We start from the raw sequence: 20,487 nt of genomic DNA on the forward strand, positions 1-20,487 counted from the left end.
GCCGCTGATGTCTCCCCTGGCACTCAGACGCCCACCGACCGTCCCGCCCACGCGGGAGCTCCGGCGAGCGCCGACTGCGCGGCGGCACGAGTCGCGGCGGGCAGGGCCGAGGCGCGCCCCGTCCCCCGGTCGACATGGATGCCGAGCAGCTCCTCGGTGGCGACAGGCTCGCCGTCGACGGTCATCTCGTGGACCAGCTGCAGCTTCTTCTCCGCGATGGCGATCACGTCGCTGCGCACCTCGAGCCGGGCATCCGGCCCGACCTCCCGGAGATAGCGCACATGCGCCTCGACGGTGAACAGCGAGCAGCCCGTGCTCTCGCGATATTCGCGTCCGAGGCCGAGGGCGGCCATCGCCTCGTCGGTCGCATAGCCGAACACGAGGACGTAGTAGGCCTCGGAGAGGTGACCGTTGTAGTCGATCCACTCGGGCAGGACGGGCGTCGAGAACATCGTGAGGCTCATGCGCTCGTCCCCGTGCCGCCCGTGTTCGCGTCCGTGCTGCCAGTGCTCGCACCCGACCCGCCGGTCATCGGCCTCTCGGCGGCACCCGGGAGGGAGGCGCGCAGCTCCTGGGAGAGCCGGCGGATCGCAATGATCGAGGCGTCGCGGGCGGCGACGAGCTCGGTGAAGCTGCGTCCGGCGATCTCGTCCTCGCAGCCGTCGATGACCTTCTGGCGCAGGTCGTCGGTGAGCTCGGGGGCGGTCAGGCGGGTCCACGGCGCGAGCAACGAGGGTCCGAAGTGGTCGAGCATGTGGGCCATTCCGCCCTCGCCGCCGGCCAGGGCGAAGGTGAGCATGGGGCCCTGCAGCGGCCAGCGCAGGCCCGGGCCGTCGGTGATCGAGCGGTCGATCTGGTCGACCGTCGCCTCGCCCGCGTCCACCATGTGCAGCGCCTCGCGCCAGAGCGCCTCCTGCAGCCGGTTGGCGATGAAGCCGGGCACCTCGCGGTCCATGCGGATCACGGACTTGCCGATCCGCTCGTAGAACTCGGCGGCCCAGTCGACGGCGGCCGCATCGGTCGCCTCGCCGCCGACGACCTCGACGAGAGGGATCAGGTACGGCGGGTTGAAGGGGTGGCCGACGACGAGCCGGTCGGCGAGACCCGCCTGCGCGGCCGTCGTGGCCATCTCGGTCATCGAGTACCCGGAGGTCGAGGACGCGATGACGACGTCCGGCGGGGCGGCGGCCGCGACCTCTGCCAGCAGGTCCTGCTTCATGGCGAGGTCTTCCGGGGCGGACTCCTGGACGAAGCCGACGCCCTCGAGCGCCTCGGCAAGGTCGCTGTGCACGCTCCAGGCGGAGGGGTCCGCTCCCTCGGCGAGCCCGAGCTCGGTCAGGGCGGGCCAGGCCGCGTCGATCAGCCGCCCGAGCTTCTCCCCGGCCGTCGGGCTGGGGTCCCAGACGCGCACGCGCAGTCCGTGGGCGAGGAAGTAGGCGGCCCAGCCGCCGCCGATCGTTCCCGCTCCGACGCATCCGACGGTGTCGATGGTTCCGGGCTCGCGCAGTGGCATGGTGTGGTGGTCTCCTCTTTTCTGGGCGGTGCTGCTGTGTGTGGTGGTGTGGGACGGGCGTCAGTGGACGGCGAGCCCGAGGATGTCGCGCGCCTCGTTCGGTGAGGCGACGCGAGAGCCCATGCCCTCGATGAGGGTGCGCGCGCGCTCGACCAGTTGGGCGTTGGTGGCCTTCACGCCCTTGGACAGGTAGAGGTTGTCCTCGAGCCCGACGCGCACGTGCCCTCCGGCGAGGACGGACTGCGCAACCCACGGGAGCTGATGGCGGCCGATGCCGAAGGACGTGAACTGCGCCGTGGCCGGGAGCATGTCCACCATGGCGGTCAGCAGTCCGGTGCTCACAGGCGCGCCGTAGGGGATGCCCATGCACAGCTGGTACATCGGCGGATCGTCCAGCAGCCCCTCCTCGTACATGACGTTGGCGAACCAGAGGTTGCCGGTGTCGAAGATCTCGAGCTCGGGCTTCACGCCGAGCTCGCGGATCCGCGCCGCGCCCTCGCGCATCATGTCGGGGGTCGAGACGTAGATGCTCGAGCCCTCGCCGAAGTTCAGGGTGCCGCAGTCCAGGGTGCAGATCTCCGGGCGCAGTGCCTCGACGTGGGCGAGGCGCTCCGCCTGCGGGACCAGGTCGGTGCCGTCGAGGTGGCGGGTGGGGTCCTTCGGATCGATGACGAGGTCGCCGCCCATCCCCGCGGTCATGTTGATGACCGGGTCGACATCGGACTCGCGCACGAGGCGCGCGACCTCGGCGTAGAAGGAGGTCTCGCGCGAGCCCTGCCGGGTGCGCGGGTCCCGCACGTGGATGTGGATCACGGAGGCGCCGGCGCGGGCGGCGGCGATCCCGGACTCCGCGATCTCCTGCGGGGTGACCGGGACGTGCTCGCTCTTGCCCGCCGTGTCGCCGGCTCCGGTGAGCGCGCAGGTGAGGATGACGTGACGGTTCATGGGGATGTCCTCGGCTTCATGTCGTTCTGCTCTGGTCAGGGTCGTGCTGCTTGGGTCATGACCGTCCTGCCGGGCGACGGGGTGATCGTCGGGCCCTTCGCCGGACGTGGCGATGCGGGGACGGGCGGGTGCGCGCACCCACCCGGGGAGGACGTCAGGGGTGGGCGGCCAGTTCGGCGTCGATGTGCGCATCGACCATGGCGAGCATCTGCTCCGGGTCGAGCAGTCCGGTGAGCACGCGGATCCCGAGCCCGTCGAAGAGCGCAGTCAGCCGCAGCACGGCACCCTCGAGGGGCTGCTCGCGGAGGTCGCCCGAAGCGATCCCATCCGCGACGATGTCCCGCACCGTGCTCTCCCAGCGGCCGTAGCTCTCGGCGTGGTGCGCCCGGGTCGACTCGCTGTGCGCGGAGATCGCCCAGGTCTGCGCCCAGATCGACCACTCCTCGCGGACGAGCGGCTGCTGCGGCAGCCGGATCCGCACGAGCGCGCGGAGCCGGTCGAGCGGCGGCTGGGCGGACTCCAGACCCGCGACCTGCCGGTCGTACGCGAGCTTAACGCTGTACCGCAGCGTCTCCGCGAACAGCTCTTCCTTGTCCTCGAAGTGATAATGAACCGTCGGCGGGGAGACGCCGGCGGCCGCCGCGACCTCGGAGATTCGCACCTGGGCGAATCCCCGATCGGCGAAGAGCTTCCACGCCTCCTGGACGATGCGCCGGCGCCGCAGACTGCTCGCGGCGGGTGCCTGGGACTCCCAGGCCGGCAGCGCGCTGCGCGCCGGCGCGGCCGCCGACTCCGCATCCGAGTCCGAGCCGGTGAGCAGCCAGCTGACCGTCACGCCCGTGATGGTCGCCAGGGCGAACAGCTCGTCCGGCTGGAACCGTCGAGCGCCCTTCAAGGACTTCGAGAGCTTCGTCTCCTCGAGCCGCATCTGCCAAGCGACCTCGCGCTGCGACAACCCCGACCCCTGGATCGCGGTCCGGAACCGGACCATCCGGGCATCTCGCTGGGCCGAGGCCGGTGACGGCCCGTCGCCGCCTCCGACTGCTGGCGGGCCGTCCGGCCACTGTCTCTGAGCCACGAGATCCGCGTCGCCATCCGGGACGCCGCGACGCTCGGGGGGAAGATCTCTCGATGTCACCCGGCGAGACTAGGGGCCCCGTGCGGAATTCGCAAATCCTCGATTCGTCGTTAGCCAAAATCGCAAACATCATGATGTCCGAGCCAGACGCGGCGACCTCGACGAGGTCGAGCTCACGGCGCGGCTGCTGGCCGAGCGCGGCGCGCGGGAAGTGACCCGCCGCTAAGTTCGCCCCTGGGCACGGATTCGCACGCGCTCCGGGCAGACGGCTCCACTCTCACACCGTTGCGGAGTCTCCATCCCTGTCCTCATCCGCCGCACCACCACGGCCCGAGGGGCACCATGACGATCGACCGCACCCAGGCACCCGTACGCCACGAGCCAACCCCCGACACCGCGTTCTCGGCGAAGGCGGACTTCCCTCGCGGACGAGCGCGGGCCGGGCCGAACCGAGCGGGGCCATGATCACGTTCGCGATTGGCGCCTCGAAGAAATCTCCGCTGAACAGCACACACATCTCCGACTCGGGCGCCCGACGTAGCATCGGGCCCAGATCCGTGGGGGAGCTCGGCGGCTCGACGACGAGCAGCCACCCCTCCCTGAACAGGCGTGGAGCCTTGGATGACCACCCTCGAACTCACTGACCCAGACGGCGACTGCCTCACCATCACCATCGACTGCGGATCCATCTGGATCACCTGCACCAACGACGTCGACGAGGTGACCGTCGGCCCGTTCGCTCCCAACGATCTGGGCTCGCTCTCCCGTGCCGCAGCCCGGTACTCACGCCCGTGGGCCGAAGCCAACAAGCGGCACCCGCGACGGTGAACTGACGGTCGACCCTCCGACAACCCCGCGCACTTCTCCCCTGATGAAAAGCGCCAGTTCGGAGACGATGATCGAGTGATCGAACCTCCGCTCATCGCCGCAGCGCCCGCAGCGGAGCCCAGCACCAACTACGCCGAGCTGATCGGCATCCCATTGCTCGTCGCAGTAGCCGCGGTCATGCGTCAGTCGTCGAGGCGGGCGCTTCCGGAGTCGACGTCCACGGTGACCTCAGGCGTTTCGTGCTCGGGTCCGATGTCGAACTGGTATTCGCGGTGACCGTCGTGCCACTCGAGCTTCCAACCACGCAGGGGCCGTCGGCCTTCTGCGAGGCCTTGTCCAGCGCGTCGTCGAAAGTCATCGGATCGGAGAGGTCGATGGCCGCCTGGGCGTCGATCGGGAACGTGACGTCCCGCAGGTCCGCGACCGCGGCCGGCTGGTCGCTCGCCTCTCCACCCGAACCGCGTGCGTCAGCACCCTCGGAGCCGCCGTCCCCGTCGGAGGCGCCACCGACGTCGGACGCGGAGCTCTGCTGTGTGGCGCCCGATGCTCTTCCGAGTGCTTCCGCGTGCTGGGCGAACCGTGGGCTGATCGCGGTGAGTCCGGGCATGTCGCTCATCGTGTCTCCTGAGGGCTCGACACCCGGAACCCCTCAGCGGGAAGACATGACCGCCGTCCGCCCACCAGCGCGGCCGAGGGGCGCCCCGTCGTTCGCAGGAGAGGGTGCCGCCCTTCCGGACACGCGGCCCCCGGCCCCCGGGGCCCCGGAGCCGGTCTGCATCCAAAGTTGCAAGTCCCCGGTTTCGCCCGAACGGGTCTCGAGGCGCGCCCTCGCACCACGGATCGTGGAGGAGTCAGCGCCCCTCGTCGACCGGAGGCCCTCCATGGTGCACCTCATCCGTTCTCGTCCCGTCCTCAGCTATTTCCTCCTGGCCTGCGGTCTCAGCTGGCTGGGGTGGCTCAACTACATCCTCTCCACCAGCGGCCTCGGCATCATCGACGTGGACTACCCGTTGGTGCTCGGCTCCACGCAGCTGCTCGGCGTCATCCCGGGTGCGTTCCTCGGCCCCATCGGCTCCGCGCTCATCGTCACCGCCGTGGTGGACGGCCGCGCCGGCCTGCGCGCCTGGGCAGGGCGCCTGTTCCGGTGGCGCGCGAACTGGCGCTGGTACGCGATCGCCCTGCTCGCCGTCCCCGCAGGACTGACCGCTGTCGGCACCACGGCCTCTCTCGCCATCGGCGGGAGTGTCGTCGCACCCCCGTTGGCGCTCCTCGCGTTGTACGCGCCGATGCTGGTGCTGCAGCTGCTGACCACCGGCCTCGCGGAGGAGCCCGGCTGGCGGGACTTCGCCCTCAGCCGCCTCCAGCACCAGCGCAGCCCGCTCGCGTCCGCCGCGATCCTGGGGCCCGTGTGGGCCGTGTGGCACTACCCGCTGTTCCTCACCGACTGGGCCGACGGGCCCGGCCGCAGCGTGACCGGCCTGCTCGCCTTCACCGTCTTCTGCCTCGGCTTCAACATCGTCATGTCCTGGGTGTTCAACCGGACCGGTGAATCGCTGCCGCTGTCGATGCTCATGCACGTCAGCGCGAACACCTTCGCCTCCGTGCTGTGGTCGGCCATGTTCCCGTCGATCGCGGCGCAGTACGTGTACCCGCTGCTGGCCGTGGCGGCCGTCGTCGCGGCGGCAGGGATCATCCTCGCCACGCGAGGACGCCTCGGCGTGCGTCCCCCGGAGCCGACGCTCCCCGCTTCGACGTCCCTCCCCCGCCGCCAGGGGCTACCGTCGAGCTCATGACGGCGAGCACGAGCCCAGCGCCGCCATGGCGAGGCCCCGCCCCACGGAGGAGCGACGCCGTGGCGGCGCTGTGCTGCCTCGTGATCGCCGCCGGAACACTGCTCGCGATCCCGCTGCTCGAACGGGCTGAGGGCGAGCCGATGGGGGCGCCTCCCGCAGGCTCGGCCGCATGGTGGGCGGTCCTGCTCACGCTGCTCGCCCAAGCGGCGGCGCTCGTCCTGCTCCGGCCTCTCCCGCGCCTCGCAGCGGTGGTGGTGTGCGCGCTCCCGCTGCTGCTCGCCGTCCTCGCCCCGGGCACCGCCTTCGGCACCACGACCGTCGCGGTGCTGTGGGCGGCCTACGTCGCCGGGGTGCGGCTCCGCCGCGAGCATCTCGCCCCGGTGGCGGGGGCGATGCTCGCGCTCACCGTGCTGGCCACGACCGTGAACACGCTCGGATCGGAAGATGCGGGCACCATCCAGGCCCTCCTCGCCGGGATCGGGCAGGGGGTGATCGTCATCGGCGTGCCGCTCCTCCTCGCCCTGATCGTGGTCAGCCGACGGCAGGCGCGCACCGCCCACGAGCGGGAGCTCACGGCCCTGCGCCGGGAGCAGGACGCCCAGGTCGCCGTGGCGATCGCCGCCGAACGTACCGCCGTCGCCCGCGACCTCCACGACATCGCCGCCCACCACATGTCGGGCATCGCGATGCTGGCCTCCGCACTCGAGCGCCAGGTGGACCCTGCACCGGAGGCGGCGAAGGAATCGGCCCGTGACATCCGCATGCAGAGCACCGCCGTGCTGCGCGACCTGCGGCGCCTCGTCGGCCTGCTGCGCGACGAGCACGCGGCGCCGCTCGCCGACCGGTCCCTCGCCTCTCTCGCGCAGCTCGTGGACGAGCGGCGCGCCGCCGGGGCGGAGATCGGACTGACGGTGAAGCCGCAGGGTGCGGACCCCGGCTCCGATGTCGGCGCGCTCGCGCAGCTGGTGGGCTATCGCATGGTCCAGGAGTCCCTCGCGAACGCGGCCGTCCACGCCCCTGCGGCGGGCTGCGAGGTGCGCGTCGACGCGCGTTCCGCGCAGCGGGTGCGGATCGTCGTGGTCAACGGGCGACCGGCGCGCCCCGGTCCGCAGTCCGGCCGCACCGGAGGGTTCGGTCTGATCGGCATGCGGGAGCGGGCGGAGCTGGTGGGGGCCCGCCTCGAGTACGGCCCCACCGGCGCAGGAGGCTGGTCCGTGACGCTGGACCTGCCCCGTGACGGCATCGTCCCGGACCAGCCGCAGCAGAGGGAGGAACCGACATGATCCGCGTGGTGCTGGCGGACGACCACGCCCTCGTGCGCAAGGGCCTCGCCTCGCTGCTGGAGGCCGAGCCGGACATGGAGGTGGTGGGCATCGGGGAGGACGGCCCCCAGGCGCTCGAGCTCATCCGCGAGCTGCGACCCGACGTCGCGTGCCTCGATGTCCGCATGCCCGGGATGAACGGCATCGAGGTCGCCGAGGCGGTCCGCGAGCTCGAGGTGGAGGTGCTCATGCTGACCACGTTCGACCTCGACGAGTACGTCTTCGGCGCTCTCGAGGCGGGAGTCGCGGGCTTCCTCCTCAAGGACGCGGACCCGGACCTGATTTCGCACGCTCTGCGGCAGGTGGCGGCGGGTCGCGGAACGATCGACCAGTCGCTCACCCGCCGCATCCTCCGCGAGGTCGCCGAGCGGCGACGCCTGCAGCCGGTCGTCGTGCGCCCGGACAGCGGCGCCGAGGACGTCCTCACCCCGCGGGAGCTGGAGATCCTGCGTGCGCTCGCGGAGGGCATGAGCAACGCGGACATCGCCGCGCACCTGCACGTCGAGGCCTCGACCGTGAAGTCCCACCTCGCACGGATGCTGCCGAAGCTCGGCGTGGCCTCGCGCCTGCAGGCCGTGGTGTGGGCGTATCAGAACCGCGTGGTCGATCTGCGGGAGTGAGCGATGGCGAGCGCACGGATCGGATCGATGGGCACTGGTCCGGCCCGACGCAACGTCCCCACAGCGCCCGCATGCGGCATGCGGCATGCGGCATGCGGATCGTTCGCCGCTCCGCGTACGCTCTTCGAGGCTCGTGCACAGGCGCGGGCACGCGCCCTCATCCCCATCCCCACCGAGGTGCCCATGACCACGACCACCGCCTCCCGCTGGCGGCTGCTGCCGATGCGCCCCCGCGACCCCCACGAGGAGGGACGGGCAGGCTCGTCGCTCGAGCTGTTCTTCGACCTGGTCTTCGTGATCGCCGTGAGCATCGCGGGCGTCCAGCTCCACCACGCCCTCGCCGAGTCGCACGTGGCCGGCGGCGTGGGCCACTACGCGATGGCGCTGTTCGCGATCTGGTGGGCGTGGATGAACTTCACCTGGTTCGCCACCTCGTTCGACACCGACGACTGGCTCTACCGGGTGCTCACCATCGCCCAGATGGGCGGCGTGATGGTGGTCGCCGCGGGCATCGGCCCCGTCTTCGAGCACGACTCCTTCGGCGTGATGATCGCCGGGTACGTCGTCATGCGCCTGTCGATGGTCGTGCAGTGGCTGCGGGCGGCGGCGACGCCGTCCTCGACGGGCGAGGCGCGGCGAGCGGCCCTCCACTACGCCGTCGGCATCGCGATCGTCCAGGTGCTCTGGGTGCTCGTGCTCCTGCTGCCGCACGGCCTGTTGATCCCGGCGGTCGTCCTCCTGATCCTCGCGGAGATCAGCGTTCCCGTCATCGCGGAGCAGCGCGGGCGTACCCCCTGGCATCCCGAGCACATCACCGAGCGCTACGGCGGATTCACCCTGATCCTGCTGGGTGAGAGCCTGCTCGCGTCCTCCCACGCGATCATCGAGGCGCGCGACGCGGAGGTCCCGCTCGCGGACCTGGTCCCGCTCGGCGCACTGTGCCTGATCGTGACCGCCGCGCTGTGGTGGATCTACTTCTGGCCGCCCCACCACGAGGCGATCGTCTCGCTGCGCAGCTCCCTGCTCTACGGCTACGGCCACTACGTGATCTTCGCGGCCGCGGGCGCTTTCTCCGTGGGCGTCGAGCTCGAGGTCGATGTCGCCATGGGCGAGTCGGAGATCGGTCCGACGGCCGCCGCGTACGCGGTCTCCCTGCCGATCGCGATCTTCCTGGTGGGCATGTGGTGCGTGGTGATCCGCCGCTCGGCCGACGCCGTGGTGAGCGCCTCGATCGCGCTCGCGGTGCTCGTGGTGCTGATCGATCCGCTGGTGCCCCTGCCCATCGCCCTCACCACGATCGTCATGGTGCTGCTCGTCGCGGTGATGGTCTGGCGCAGGCCGCGGACGTCGGCCCGCTGACCCGCTGCCACGACCACGACCACGACCCAGCTGACCCGATCTCACCCGGCCGACGCTGCGCGCCCACCGCGCTCACACCTGCGCGTGCAGCTCCTGGAGGAGGGCCCGGGCGCCGCGGGTGCGCAGCACCTCGAGCGCGTGGAGGTACGGGGTCGTGAAGGCCTCGTGCTCGACGAGGTCGCCGAACAGCTCCGCATCGCGCAGGAACGCGAGAGGGTCCTCGTCGTGCTTCGCGGCTGCGGCCATGACGCGATCGTGCAGGCGGTCGACGACGGGCCACTCCTCGCCGTTCTCCCCCGTGCCCTCGGCGTAGCGGGCCCAGGAGGCGACGATCGCCGCGCATGCGCTGACATCGCGCCCGGCCTCGAGGTTCTCCTGGATCACGGGGACCATCCAGGTGGGGATGCGGTCGCTGGACTCGGCGGCGAGGCGGGCGAGGGTGTCGCGCACGTGCGCATTGGAGAAGCGTGCCATCAGCTCGTCCTTGTAGGCGTCGAGGTCGATGCCGGGGACGTCGGGGACCGTGGGCGTGCCCTCCCGGTCCATGTACAGGGTGCGGGTGAAGGGGGCGAGGTCCTCGTCCTGCGCGGCCTCATGGGCGAAGGTCTGCCCGAGCAGCAGCCCGAAGTAGGCGATGGCCTGGTGGGAGCAGTTCAGCAGGCGCAGCTTCATGAGTTCGTAGGGTTCGACGTCCTCTACCATCTGCACCCCCACCTCCTCCCAGGCCGGGCGGCCCAGCGGGAAGGAGTCCTCGAGCACCCACTGCACGAAGTCCTCGCTGACCACCGGCCAGGCGTCCTGGACGTCGTACTCGCGGGAGATCATCTCGATGTCGGACTCGGCGGTGACCGGGGTGATCCGGTCGACCATGCAGTTGGGGAAGGCGACGTGCTCGTCGATCCACGGGGCCATCGACGCATCGCCGTGCAGACCGGCCTCGTCGCGCAGCTGCGCGTACGCGAGGATCATGCGCTTGGCGAGATCGCCGTTACCGCGCACGTTGTCGCAGGACATCACCGTGAACGGGGCCGTGCCGGCCTCGCGGCGGCGACGCAGCGCCTCGACGACGAAGCCGAACATCGTCTGCGGGTGGCCGACGGGCGCGTCCCCGCTCCCCTCGCCGCCGAAGGCGGTGCGCAGGTCCTCTGCGACGGCCGGCGTCTCGCGCTGGAACTCGCCGGTCGAGGGGTTGTAGTTGTAGCCGCCCTCGGTGACCGTGAGGGAGACGATGCGGGTGCTCGCCTCGCTCATGCGCGCGAGCACGGCCTCCGGGTCGTCGGGCGCGAAGAGGTACTCGGCGATCGAGCCGATCACCCGCGGGTCCTGCGTGCCGTCGGGCGCCTTCGTGACCAGGGTGTACAGACCGTCCTGCGCGGCGAGGGCGTCGCGCATGCGTGCATCGCCGGGCAGCAGGCCCACGCCGCACAGGGCCCAGTCGCGGTCGCGGCCGGCGCGCATGAGGCGGTCCAGGAACATCGCCTGGTGGGCGCGGTGGAAGCCGCCGACGCCGAAGTGGACGATGCCGACGGACCTCTCCTCGAGCGGGACATCAGGGACCGGGATCCGGCCCGCGGCCGCGATCTCGGGCAGGGCGGCGGCGTTCAGGGAGGTCATGACGCATCCTTCGTCATCGGCGGATGGAGACAGGGCCGACGATACCAGCGCCCGGATCAGATGAGCAGCCCCTGGTCTCAGCCGAGCAGATCGGCGACCTGGGCCGCGAGCTCGGAGGAGAGCACGAGGTCGTCGACGAGTCCCGCACGGGCGGCCGCGACCACGGCCTCGGGGTGGCCCACGGCCGGGGCCACCGCGACCACGTGGGCTCGCCTCAGCTGCTCTGCGCCGACCCCGATCACGCGCTCCTCGATGCCGGCCCGCGCGACCCGGCCTTCGGCGTCCACGAGGACGCCCGCGCACTCGGCGACCACGCCCGCCTCGCGCGCCCGCCCGCGCTCGTCCTCGGACAGCCTGCTCCACAGGGTCGACGCGCCGGGCCACCAGGCGCCGATCGAGACGGTCGCGACGTCGATCTCGTCGGCCGCCTCGAGAGCGGAGCGCACCTCGTCCATGCCGCGCAGCGAGGCCGCGACCTCGGGTGAGTCGACGATCAGCGGGGTGGGCAGCGCCCAGATGGCGCCGCCCGCGAAGGATCCGAGCGTGTGGATGAGGGCCGAGGAGTGCGCGCTCGAGTAGCCGGGGGCGCTGAGCGGGCCGACGAGCTGGACGACATCGACCCTGGGCAGGGCGTCGAGCGAGTCGGGCAGGTGCATGAGCGTGCGCGACCAGGCGACCCCGAGCCGCCCGCCGTCGTGCAGGAGGTCCGGCAGCAGCCGTCCGACCTGCCGGGCGAGGGCCCCGCGCATGGTCTCGTCCACGCGCGGGGAGGCGACGACGACGCGGGAGATGCCGAGCTTCTCGGCGAGCGGCGCGAGATCGTGCCCCGACTCCGCCGGGTCGTGGATCTGGATCCGCACGATGCCCTGCGCACGCGCCTCCTCGAGCATTCGCGCGACCTGGAAGCGGGAGAGCCCGTGCTCCTTGGCGATGTCCACCTTCGAGCGGTTCCGGAGGTAGTACTCGGTCGCCAGGTGCGCCTTGAGGGAGCCGTCGTCCGCGGGCATGGGTGCTCCTGTGGATGGTCGTGGGGTCGTGGAGGGCTGCGCCGTGTCGGGCTGCAGCGCGGCGGCAGGATCCCGGGAGGCCGGCCGACGCCGCGCGCCGCACCCGCGTCCCGATTCCGTTCCGCCTGTTGCTCCGCGAAGCGTATATGACTACGCTCACGAATCAGATGAGCGGAGCCGCTTATCAGATGTGCAGCGGCCCGCACCGACCGCACCGACCACCCGCGGTCCGACTCCGACGTAGGCCCGTGGCCCCGGACCGACGTTCCAGCGCGAGACCCGTCGACACCGACGCCGACACCGCCCAGAGGGGACAGCCCATGCCGCACCTCCGATCCCGCACCTCACCACCGCCGTCGGCCGCACCGGCCCCGTCGGCCCTCCGAACCCCCGCCTCCCGCCCGAGCCGGCGCACGGTCCTGGGCGCGAGCGCGCTCGGCGCCGGCGCGGCGACCCTGGGTCTGGCCGGATGCGGCTCGGGCAGCAGCGGCGGGAAGCAGTCCATCGTCGTCGCGATCGTCTCGAACCCGCAGATGCAGGACGCGATCGGGCTCGTCGACCACTTCCGGGCGGACCACCCCGACGTGGACGTGCGCTTCGTGTCCCTCCCGGAGAACGAGGCCCGCGCGAAGATCACGGCGTCGGTCGCCTCGGGCGGCGGCGAGTTCGACGTCGTGATGATCTCCAACTACGAGACCCCGCTGTGGGCGAAGAACGGCTGGCTGACCGACCTGCAGCCGTACATCGACAAGACCGACGGCTACGAGCCCGAGGACTTCATCCCCACGATCCGAGAGGCCCTGACCTACGAGAAGTCCATGCACTCGGTGCCGTTCTACGGCGAGAGCGCGTTCCTCGTCTACCGCAAGGACCTCTTCGACGAGGCCGGGCTGACCATGCCCGGCCACCCCAGCTGGGACGACATCCGCTCCTTCGCGAAGACCCTGCACGACCCCGAGAACGGCATGTCCGGCATCGCCCTGCGCGGCCTCGCCGGCTGGGGCGAGAACCTCGCGCCCATCAACACGGCCATCAACACCTTCGGCGGCTGCTGGTTCGACATGGACTGGGCGCCGCGACTGGACTCCGAGGAGGTCCGCGAGGCCGTCGCCACCTACGTCGACACCGTGCGCACCTGGGGCCAGCCGGGCGCGGCGACCTCCGGCTTCGGCGAGTGCCTCACCCAGTTCTCCCAGGGCAACGCGGCCATGTGGTTCGACGCCTCCTCGATGGTCTCCGGGATCGAGAACCCGGACTCCTCGACCGTCGTCGGCAAGACCGACTACACGCTCGGGCCGACGGTCGAGACCGAGTCCACCGGCTGGCTCTACTCGTGGGCGCTCGCGATCCCCGAGACCTCCACGAAGAAGCAGGCCGCCTGGGACTTCATCGCCTGGATGACCCACCCCGACTACTTCCAGCTGGTCGGGAAGGAGGTGGGCTGGGAGGCGCTGCCGCCGGGGTCCCGCAGCTCGACGTACGAGATCCCCGAGTACAAGAAGCTCGCCGCCCACTACGCGACCCCCACCCTCGACTCGATGGACAACGCGACGCAGGAGAAGGCCATGACCCAGGAGGTCCCCTACCCCGGACTGCAGTTCGTCGGCATCCCCGAGTTCCAGGACCTGGGCACCCGGGTGGGCCAGCAGCTCTCCGCGGCGATCGCCGGCGGGCAGAGCGTCGAGGACGCCCTCTCCCAGGCGCAGACCTTCGCCGCGTCCGTCGCCCGCACCTACGGATGGGAGGGCTGAGCGATGACGACCACCGCCGCCGCCGGGTCCCCGCAGTCCCGCGGGAGCTCGCAGCCCCGTCGCACCGCGCCGCCGCGCGGCACCGCGCAGTCCCGGGCCGACGGATGGAGTCGGCGCCTGCCGCTCCTGCCCGCCTTCGTGTTCGTGGTGATCTGCACGCAGATCCCGTTCCTGCTGACCATCTGGTACTCGCTGCGCTCGCGCAACCTGCTGCGCCCCGAGGGCGAGGAGTTCGTGGGCCTGCAGAACTTCCTCGACATCTTCCGCGACTCCACGTTCCGCGGTGCCGCGCTGAACTCGATCCTCATCACGCTCGCGTGCGTGGCGGTCGCCCTGCTGCTGGGGCTCGGGCTGGCGTTGCTGCTGGACCGCAAGTTCCTGGGCCGCGGGATCGTGCGCACCCTGCTCATCACGCCGTTCCTCATCATGCCGGTCGCCGGCGCGATGCTCTGGTCGATCTCGATGTTCGACCCCACGTACGGGCTCGTGAACTGGCTGATCTCCCTCGTGGGCGTCGGCCCCGTGGACTGGACCAGCCAGCTGCCGGTGTTCTCGATCGTGGTGGCGCTGGTGTGGCAGTGGACGCCGTTCATGATGCTCCTGCTGCTCGCGGGCCTGCAGTCGCAGACCGGCGACGTGCTCGAGGCCGCGTCGATGGACGGAGCCTCCCCGTGGCAGACCTTCCGCCACATCACGCTCCCCCACCTGCGCTTCTACATCGAGCTGTCGGTGCTGCTGGGCGCGATCTACGTGGTCAACACCTTCGATCAGATCTACCTGATGACCGCGGGCGGACCGGGCACGGCGAGCGCGAACCTGCCGTTCTACATCTACCAGCGCGCGTTCCTCGGCTTCGACATCGGCCAGTCCGCCGCGATGGGCGTGGTCACCGTGGTCGCCACCATCATCATCTCGACGCTCGCGCTGCGCCTGATCTTCCGCAGCATCAACGCCAAGGAGCAGTCATGAGCACCGTCGCCGACGCTTCCCCCGCCCCTTCGCCGCGGCGCTCGTCCGCGGGTTCGACAGCTTCCCGCGCGTCGGCCCCCGGCGCCCCCGCGATCCGCCCCAAGCGCGCCCGCGGCACCACGACCGGACGCCTGCTGGGCATCCTCGCCTGGATCGTCGGGCTGATCTTCTTCGCGCCGGTCGCGTGGATGGTGCTCACGAGCTTCAAGCAGGAGTCGCAGGCCGCGTCGAACCCGCCCACCTTCCTGTTCACCCCGACGCTCGACCAGTACAAGGCGGTGCTCGCCTCGGGCGCGGGCAGCTACCTGCTGAACTCGGTGATCGCGACGGCCTGCTCGACGCTGCTGGTGCTCGTGCTCGCCATCCCCGCCGCCTACGCACTCAGCATCCGGCCGGTGAAGAAGACCCAGGACGTGCTGTTCTTCTTCATCTCCACGAAGATGCTGCCGGTGGTCGCGGTGATCATGCCGATCTACGTGATCGCCGGACAGCTGCGCATGCTCGACAACCTGCTCACGCTCATCGTGCTCTACACGGCGATGAACCTGCCGATCGCGGTGTGGATGATGCGCTCGTTCTTCCTCGAGGTGCCCGGAGAGGTGCTCGAGGCGGCGTCGATCGACGGCGCCTCGCTCATGCGCACGATGCGCACGGTGCTGCTGCCGATGGTGGCCCCCGGTGTCGCGGCGACCGCGCTGATCTGCGTGATCTTCGCGTGGAACGAGTTCTTCTTCGCCCTGAACCTCACCGCCGCCAACGCCGCCACGGTGCCGATCTACCTCATGAGCACGATGACCTCCGAGGGTCTGTTCCTCGCGCGGCTCTCCGCGGCCTCGGTCATCGCCTCCCTGCCCGTGGTCCTCGCCGGCTGGATCGCCCAGAAGCAGCTGGTGCGCGGGCTCTCGATGGGCGCGGTGAAGTAGGGGGCGCGACTGACCAGAGGCGCGACCGCGACTGACCAGGGGAATGTGGATGAGTGGCCGACGGGCCGCACTGCTCCGTGCACCCTGGGGCGATGACACTGACCCCGGAACCGCTGCCGAGCACTCTCGGGCCCGTGTTCACCGCTGCCGAGGCGTTCGCGGCCGGCGTCAGCGCTCGCCGGCTGCGGGCGCCAGACCTGGGACGGGTGCAGCGCGGCCTCTACCGGCGGGGTCCCCGGTTCACTCCCGAGGACCTCGCGCGGGCACTGCGCTGGTCGGACGCGAGCGTAATGCTGTGCGGCCCCTCCGCCGCGCAGGTTCTCGGCATGCCGCTCCCCTCAACCCTCGATGTGGCGAACACCCAACAGATCCACCTCACCAGCGCCCATGCGCGGCGCGGCTCGAGGATGCTGATCTGGCACCGCCTCACGATCGACCGTGACGACGTCGTCGACGCCCGGGGATGCCGCCTCACCGGTCGGATCCGCACAGCGTTGGACCTCGTCGAGCATCTGACGCCCGACGACCTCGTCTCCGTCCTCGACCACCTGATCCGCCACCCGCGCCCCCGCTTCGAGGGCCGCTCGGCTCCGTACGCGACCCCCGAGGGTCTGCGCCTCGCGATCGACTCCTCCCGACGAACCGGACGCGGGCACCTGCGCGCCGCGCTCGCGCGGGCACGGGTCGGCAGCGACTCCCCGGCCGAGACCTCGCTGAGGCTGGCGCTCGTGGGCGCCGGCATCCCCGATCCCCAGCTCAACGTCAGGGTCTGGGAGGGCGACGTCGACCTGGGGGAACCGGACCTGAGCTGGCCGGAGTGGAAGGTGTGCGTCGAGCACGAAGGGCCCAGCCACCTCACCCCCGAGCAGCTGGCGAAGGACATCCGTCGCGGCAAAAGGCGCGCGGCCCACGGGTGGCTCGAGATCCGCACCGTCGCCGAGCACCTCCGCGCCGGAGGACGGCTCGCGGCGCATGAGGTGCGGGGCGCCCTCCGCTCGCGCGGGTGGGAGGGCTGAGCTGGCAAGTGTGGGAGCGGACGCCTGGGCTCTGGCTCCTGGCTCCTGGCGCCTGGCGCCTGGCGCGACGCGAACAGTGCTGCGCAACGGTCGTTATGAGCCTCCTAAACGACCACTACGCAGCACTCAAGATCCGAGCTCCACTCCAGGGCACCCCAAAGCAGGGGCCGCGCACGAACAGTGCTGCGCAACGGTCGTTTTGAGCGTCCTAAACGACCACTGCGCAGCACTCAAGGAACGGGCACCGCGCCAGAAGGCGGGCGACACACGAACAGTGCTGCGCAACAGTCGTTATGAGCCTCCAGAACGACCATTACGCAGCACTCAAACACAACACGCAGCGGGAGGCACGGTGCACCGCCCTCGTGAGCACGGCGCAACCGCCCCCCGTGGGAACGGTGCACCCGCGCCCGCGGGAACGAGGCGCCCTCGCCCCGCGCCCCGCGCCCAGGGCGCGCCCGCGTCAGCCCGCGAGGCGCGCGATGACCTCGGCGTTGAAGGCGTCGAGGTCGCCGGGGTTGCGGCTCGTGGTGATGCCGCGGTCGGTGACGACCTGCTCGTCGACCCAGTCGGCCCCCGCGTTGCGCAGGTCGGTGGCGACCGAGGTGAAGCTGGTCATCCGGAGCCCGTCGACGAGTCCCGCCTCGATGAGGATCCAGGGGGCGTGGCAGATGGCGGCGATGGGCTTGCCCGCGGAGGCGAAGGCCTTCACGAGGCCCACGGCGTCCTCGTCGATCCGCAGGGAATCGGCGTTCAGGGTGCCGCCGGGCAGGACCAGGGCGTCGTAGTCGTCGGCGCTCGCGCCCTTGATGGGCCCGTCGACGGGGAACTCCTTCCCTCGGTCCCAGTCGCCGTTCAGGGCGACGACGGCGCCGTCCTCGGCGGAGAGCAGCACGGTCTTCGCGCCGGCCTCCTGGAGGGCGGCGAGTGGCTGGGCGAGCTCGGGCTCCTCGACGCCGCGGTTCGCGATGAGTGCGACGGTGCGTCCTGTCAGGTCGGTCATGATGCTTCCCTTCGCTCGGGGTTCCCGCGAGGCGGGATTCGGTGCCCACGCTATGCCCGGCGGGTGCGGTCGTGAAGTGGTCGCGCCAGGAGCGAACAAGGTGCCGCGCGTGGCGCCTGCGCCGCGCGCGTGGCGCCGGTGCCGCGCGCGTGGCACCTGCGCCGCGCGCGTCCTGGGTGCCGCGGGCTCAGGAGCGAACAGGGCGCCACGGGAACCGCGCAGGTCCCGGGCGCTCAGCGCGCGTCGGCCCGGAAGGTGCGCAGGCGGAGGCTGTTGAGGACCACGAACACGCTGGAGAAGGCCATGGCCGCACCGGCGAGCATGGGGTTCAGCAGGCCGAGCGCGGCCAGCGGGATGGCGGCGACGTTGTAGGCGAAGGCCCAGAACAGGTTCCCGCGGATCGTGCGCAGGGTGCGGCGTGCGAGGCGGACCGCGTCGGCCGCGGAGCGCAGGTCGCTGCGCACCAGGGTGATGTCGGCGGCCTGGATGGCCGCGTCGGTGCCGCCGCCCATGGCCAGGCCCAGGTCGGCCTGCGCGAGGGCGGCCGCGTCGTTGACGCCGTCGCCGACCATCGCGACCTTCCGCCCCTCGCCCTGCAGGCGGGCGATCACGGAGACCTTGTCCTCGGGCATGACCTCGGCGATGACCTCGTCGATGCCGACCTCGGAGGCGACGCGCTCGGCGACGGTGCGGCCGTCGCCGGTCAGCAGCACGGGGCGCAGTCCCAGCTCACGCAGGCGCGAGATGGCCTCGGCGCTCGAGGGCCTCACGGCGTCGGCGACGGTGAGGACGCCGCGCGCCTGCCCGTCCCAGGCGACGAGCACGGCGGTGCGGCCGGCCGCCTGCGCGCTCTCCTGGAACTCGGCGAGCTCGGCCGGCACCCGGACCCCGTCGGCCCCGCTGGCTCCGTCATCCCCGAGCTCTCGTCCCACGCTCACGTGCACCCCGTCGACCATCCCGCGGGCGCCGCGGCCGGGCAGGGCCTCGAAGCCGGTCGCCTCGGGGACGTTCCCGATGCGCTCGCCGGCTCCGCGGGCGATGGCCTGGGCGATCGGGTGCTCGGAGGAGTCCTCGACGGCGCCCGCGCGGCGCAGCAGCGTCTCGACGTCGATGCCGCCGGCCGGATGCACGTCGACGAGGGTCATCCGTCCGGTGGTCACGGTGCCGGTCTTGTCCAGGACCACCGTGTCGAGGTCGCCGGTGCTCTCGAGCACCTCGGGCCCCTTGATGAGGATGCCCAGCTGGGCGCCGCGGCCGGTGCCCACCAGCAGCGCCGTGGGGGTCGCGAGGCCCAGCGCGCAGGGGCAGGCGATGATGAGGACGGCCACGGCCGCGGTGAACGCGGCCTCCGCTCCGTGCCCGGTGAGCAGCCAGACGACGAGCGTGACCAGCGCGATCCCGAGCACGATCGGCACGAACACGCCGGAGATCCGGTCGGCCAGGCGCTGCACGCGCGCTTTGCCGGACTGGGCGTCCTTCACGAGCTGCGCCATCTGGGCGAGCTGGGTGTCGGCGCCCACGCGGGTCGCGCGCACCACGAGCCGTCCGCCGCTGTTCACGGTCGCGCCGGTGACGGCGTCTCCCTCAGCGACCTCCTGGGGCACCGACTCGCCGGTGAGCATGGAGGCGTCCACGGCGCTGTGCCCGGAGACGATCTCGCCGTCGGTCGCGATCTTCTCGCCGGGCCGCACCACGAACTCGTCGCCCGGGGCCAGGTCGCCGATCGGCATGCGCACCTCGGTGCCGCCGCGCAGCACCGCCACGTCCTTCGCCCCCAGATGGAGGAGGGCCCGCAGAGCGGCCCCGGCCTCGCGCTTCGAGCGCTTCTCGATGTACCGGCCGGCGAGGATGAACAGGATGACCCCGGCGGCGACCTCGAGGTAGCTCGTGGAGGCGCCGTCGGACCGGGCGATGGTGAGGTCGAAGCCGTGGTGCATTCCCGGCATGCCGGCGTCCCCCAGGAACAGGGCGTACAGCGACCACAGGAACGCGGCCGTGGTGCCCATCGAGATCAGGGTGTCCATCGTCGCCGCTCCGTGGCGGGCGTTGATGAGCGCCGCGCGGTGGAAGGGCCAGCCGGCCCAGACGATCACGGGCGCGGCGAGCACGAGCGAGGCCCACTGCCAGTACGTGAACTGCAGCGCCGGGATCATGGCCAGGGCGATCACGGGGATTCCGAGCACGGCCGCGCCGATCAGGCGCTGGCGCAGGGAGACCAGCTCGGGGTCGATGGGCTCGGCGTCGGAGGTGTCCTCGACGGTGGACCCGGTCGAAGATCCGGGGGCGCCCGACGGGCCGGCTGCGTCGGATCCCGCGTGTGCCGACGGCGCGCGGCCCTCGGGTACCACACCCGAAGGGTCTGGACTCGACGGGCCCGACGGGCCCGACGGGCCCGCAGGCATCGTGGCCGTGTATCCGGCCTTGGCCACGGTCCCCACCAGCACCTTGGGGTCGAGATCCTCGGGAGCGGTGACCCTCGCGGACTCGGTCGCGAAGTTGACGCTCGCCTCCACGCCGTCGAGCTTGTTGAGCTTGCGCTCGATGCGGTTCGCGCAGGAGGCGCAGGTCATCCCGCCGATGTCGAGGTCGATCCCGCGCAGCGGACCGATCGCGCCGCTCGGCGTGCTGCGCTCGGCGGGGTCGACGGATGTCATCGAAGCTCCTTCGGGACGGGAACAGAGGGGACACGGGCGGCGCGGGAGCACGCCGCCGGCGCGGATCGGCCGGCGGCACGCGCTGGGCCCGC

Annotated in this window: 18 protein-coding genes; 9 read left to right on the top strand and 9 right to left on the bottom strand. The window is 71.5% G+C overall.

Features of this window, described 5'->3' with window-relative positions; translation table 11 throughout:
- Window positions 1-23 precede the first annotated feature (23 nt).
- The 4 genes from ACFQ53_RS06640 to ACFQ53_RS06655 form a co-directional block, all read right to left on the bottom strand.
- Entirely contained in the window at window positions 24-464 is a 441-nt protein-coding gene (locus ACFQ53_RS06640; protein WP_377857107.1) for a thioesterase family protein, read from the bottom strand.
- Entirely contained in the window at window positions 461-1,513 is a 1,053-nt protein-coding gene (locus ACFQ53_RS06645) for a 3-hydroxyacyl-CoA dehydrogenase NAD-binding domain-containing protein (RefSeq protein WP_377857109.1), read from the bottom strand. Before ACFQ53_RS06645 ends, ACFQ53_RS06640 begins: the two co-directional genes overlap by 4 nt.
- A gap of 60 nt (window positions 1,514-1,573) precedes the next feature.
- Window positions 1,574-2,458, bottom strand: coding sequence for a 3-keto-5-aminohexanoate cleavage protein (locus ACFQ53_RS06650; RefSeq protein ID WP_377857112.1), 885 nt, complete (start codon window positions 2,456-2,458; stop codon window positions 1,574-1,576).
- 154 nt (window positions 2,459-2,612) lie between these two features.
- The gene (locus ACFQ53_RS06655; RefSeq protein ID WP_377857115.1) at window positions 2,613-3,449 is read right to left on the bottom strand and encodes a TetR family transcriptional regulator C-terminal domain-containing protein; all 837 of its coding nucleotides are present in this window, start codon (window positions 3,447-3,449) and stop codon (window positions 2,613-2,615) included.
- Between the two features lie 708 nt (window positions 3,450-4,157).
- Here ACFQ53_RS06655 and ACFQ53_RS06660 point away from each other — a divergent pair.
- On the top strand, window positions 4,158-4,364 hold the full coding sequence (locus ACFQ53_RS06660; protein ID WP_152352493.1) for a hypothetical protein: 207 nt from the start codon (window positions 4,158-4,160) through the stop codon (window positions 4,362-4,364).
- Window positions 4,365-4,539: 175 nt separating this feature from the next.
- On the opposite strand, the gene ACFQ53_RS06665 is transcribed toward ACFQ53_RS06660, so the two are convergent.
- On the bottom strand, window positions 4,540-4,980 hold the full coding sequence (locus ACFQ53_RS06665; protein ID WP_377857118.1) for a hypothetical protein: 441 nt from the start codon (window positions 4,978-4,980) through the stop codon (window positions 4,540-4,542).
- Window positions 4,981-5,245: 265 nt separating this feature from the next.
- Between ACFQ53_RS06665 and ACFQ53_RS06670 the strand changes: the two genes are divergently transcribed.
- The 4 genes from ACFQ53_RS06670 (at window position 5,246) to ACFQ53_RS06685 (ending at window position 9,458) form a co-directional block, all read left to right on the top strand.
- On the top strand, window positions 5,246-6,157 hold the full coding sequence (locus ACFQ53_RS06670) for a CPBP family intramembrane glutamic endopeptidase (protein WP_377857123.1): 912 nt from the start codon (window positions 5,246-5,248) through the stop codon (window positions 6,155-6,157).
- Window positions 6,154-7,440, top strand: a complete 1,287-nt coding sequence (locus tag ACFQ53_RS06675; RefSeq protein WP_377857126.1) for a sensor histidine kinase — start codon at window positions 6,154-6,156, stop codon at window positions 7,438-7,440. Before ACFQ53_RS06670 ends, ACFQ53_RS06675 begins: the two co-directional genes overlap by 4 nt.
- Entirely contained in the window at window positions 7,437-8,099 is a 663-nt protein-coding gene (locus ACFQ53_RS06680; protein WP_377857129.1) for a response regulator, read from the top strand. Before ACFQ53_RS06675 ends, ACFQ53_RS06680 begins: the two co-directional genes overlap by 4 nt.
- Before the next feature lie 183 nt (window positions 8,100-8,282).
- Window positions 8,283-9,458 (top strand): low temperature requirement protein A, encoded by a 1,176-nt coding sequence (locus ACFQ53_RS06685; RefSeq protein WP_377857132.1) that lies wholly within the window; start codon window positions 8,283-8,285, stop codon window positions 9,456-9,458.
- A 72-nt stretch (window positions 9,459-9,530) separates the two neighbouring features.
- Here ACFQ53_RS06685 and ACFQ53_RS06690 read toward each other — a convergent pair whose 3' ends face one another.
- Both ACFQ53_RS06690 and ACFQ53_RS06695 read right to left on the bottom strand, forming a co-directional pair.
- Window positions 9,531-11,072 (bottom strand): mannitol dehydrogenase family protein, encoded by a 1,542-nt coding sequence (locus ACFQ53_RS06690; protein ID WP_377857135.1) that lies wholly within the window; start codon window positions 11,070-11,072, stop codon window positions 9,531-9,533.
- A gap of 77 nt (window positions 11,073-11,149) precedes the next feature.
- On the bottom strand, window positions 11,150-12,079 hold the full coding sequence (locus ACFQ53_RS06695; RefSeq protein WP_377857138.1) for a sugar-binding transcriptional regulator: 930 nt from the start codon (window positions 12,077-12,079) through the stop codon (window positions 11,150-11,152).
- A 320-nt stretch (window positions 12,080-12,399) separates the two neighbouring features.
- Here ACFQ53_RS06695 and ACFQ53_RS06700 point away from each other — a divergent pair, with 320 nt between their 5' ends.
- The 4 genes from ACFQ53_RS06700 to ACFQ53_RS06715 all read left to right on the top strand — a co-directional run bounded on the left by ACFQ53_RS06700 (window position 12,400) and on the right by ACFQ53_RS06715 (window position 16,738).
- The gene (locus ACFQ53_RS06700) at window positions 12,400-13,830 is read left to right on the top strand and encodes an ABC transporter substrate-binding protein (protein ID WP_377857141.1); all 1,431 of its coding nucleotides are present in this window, start codon (window positions 12,400-12,402) and stop codon (window positions 13,828-13,830) included.
- Between the two features lie 3 nt (window positions 13,831-13,833).
- Window positions 13,834-14,799 carry a carbohydrate ABC transporter permease gene (locus ACFQ53_RS06705; RefSeq protein WP_377857144.1) on the top strand — a complete coding sequence of 322 codons (966 nt, stop codon included), beginning with the start codon at window positions 13,834-13,836 and terminating at the stop codon, window positions 14,797-14,799.
- Window positions 14,796-15,722 (top strand): carbohydrate ABC transporter permease, encoded by a 927-nt coding sequence (locus ACFQ53_RS06710; protein WP_377857147.1) that lies wholly within the window; start codon window positions 14,796-14,798, stop codon window positions 15,720-15,722. Before ACFQ53_RS06705 ends, ACFQ53_RS06710 begins: the two co-directional genes overlap by 4 nt.
- 92 nt (window positions 15,723-15,814) lie before the next feature.
- Window positions 15,815-16,738: a hypothetical protein gene (locus tag ACFQ53_RS06715; protein WP_377857150.1), complete on the top strand. Its 924-nt coding sequence runs from the start codon at window positions 15,815-15,817 to the stop codon at window positions 16,736-16,738.
- A 463-nt stretch (window positions 16,739-17,201) separates the two neighbouring features.
- Here the strand turns inward: ACFQ53_RS06715 and ACFQ53_RS06720 are convergent, their stop codons facing one another.
- Complete coding sequence (locus ACFQ53_RS06720) at window positions 17,202-17,741, bottom strand: type 1 glutamine amidotransferase domain-containing protein (RefSeq protein WP_377857153.1); 540 nt, start codon at window positions 17,739-17,741, stop codon at window positions 17,202-17,204.
- A gap of 233 nt (window positions 17,742-17,974) precedes the next feature.
- On the bottom strand, window positions 17,975-20,395 hold the full coding sequence (locus ACFQ53_RS06725) for a heavy metal translocating P-type ATPase (RefSeq protein WP_377857155.1): 2,421 nt from the start codon (window positions 20,393-20,395) through the stop codon (window positions 17,975-17,977).
- Window positions 20,396-20,487: the final 92 nt, after the last annotated feature.

This window comes from Brachybacterium sp. NPDC056505 (genome assembly GCF_042794925.1).
Lineage (GTDB): Bacteria > Actinomycetota > Actinomycetes > Actinomycetales > Dermabacteraceae > Brachybacterium > Brachybacterium kimchii.

Coding starts and splice junctions, on each gene's coding strand:
- ACFQ53_RS06645 (WP_377857109.1), bottom strand. CDS start 1,513: ATGCCACTGCGCGAGCCCGGAACCATCGACACCGTCGGATGCGTCGGA.
- ACFQ53_RS06670 (WP_377857123.1), top strand. CDS start 5,246: ATGGTGCACCTCATCCGTTCTCGTCCCGTCCTCAGCTATTTCCTCCTG.
- ACFQ53_RS06700 (WP_377857141.1), top strand. CDS start 12,400: ATGCCGCACCTCCGATCCCGCACCTCACCACCGCCGTCGGCCGCACCG.
- ACFQ53_RS06685 (WP_377857132.1), top strand. CDS start 8,283: ATGACCACGACCACCGCCTCCCGCTGGCGGCTGCTGCCGATGCGCCCC.
- ACFQ53_RS06680 (WP_377857129.1), top strand. CDS start 7,437: ATGATCCGCGTGGTGCTGGCGGACGACCACGCCCTCGTGCGCAAGGGC.
- ACFQ53_RS06725 (WP_377857155.1), bottom strand. CDS start 20,395: ATGACATCCGTCGACCCCGCCGAGCGCAGCACGCCGAGCGGCGCGATC.
- ACFQ53_RS06690 (WP_377857135.1), bottom strand. CDS start 11,072: ATGACCTCCCTGAACGCCGCCGCCCTGCCCGAGATCGCGGCCGCGGGC.
- ACFQ53_RS06660 (WP_152352493.1), top strand. CDS start 4,158: ATGACCACCCTCGAACTCACTGACCCAGACGGCGACTGCCTCACCATC.
- ACFQ53_RS06705 (WP_377857144.1), top strand. CDS start 13,834: ATGACGACCACCGCCGCCGCCGGGTCCCCGCAGTCCCGCGGGAGCTCG.
- ACFQ53_RS06715 (WP_377857150.1), top strand. CDS start 15,815: ATGACACTGACCCCGGAACCGCTGCCGAGCACTCTCGGGCCCGTGTTC.
- ACFQ53_RS06710 (WP_377857147.1), top strand. CDS start 14,796: ATGAGCACCGTCGCCGACGCTTCCCCCGCCCCTTCGCCGCGGCGCTCG.
- ACFQ53_RS06640 (WP_377857107.1), bottom strand. CDS start 464: ATGAGCCTCACGATGTTCTCGACGCCCGTCCTGCCCGAGTGGATCGAC.
- ACFQ53_RS06650 (WP_377857112.1), bottom strand. CDS start 2,458: ATGAACCGTCACGTCATCCTCACCTGCGCGCTCACCGGAGCCGGCGAC.
- ACFQ53_RS06655 (WP_377857115.1), bottom strand. CDS start 3,449: ATGGTCCGGTTCCGGACCGCGATCCAGGGGTCGGGGTTGTCGCAGCGC.
- ACFQ53_RS06695 (WP_377857138.1), bottom strand. CDS start 12,079: ATGCCCGCGGACGACGGCTCCCTCAAGGCGCACCTGGCGACCGAGTAC.
- ACFQ53_RS06720 (WP_377857153.1), bottom strand. CDS start 17,741: ATGACCGACCTGACAGGACGCACCGTCGCACTCATCGCGAACCGCGGC.
- ACFQ53_RS06675 (WP_377857126.1), top strand. CDS start 6,154: ATGACGGCGAGCACGAGCCCAGCGCCGCCATGGCGAGGCCCCGCCCCA.
- ACFQ53_RS06665 (WP_377857118.1), bottom strand. CDS start 4,980: ATGAGCGACATGCCCGGACTCACCGCGATCAGCCCACGGTTCGCCCAG.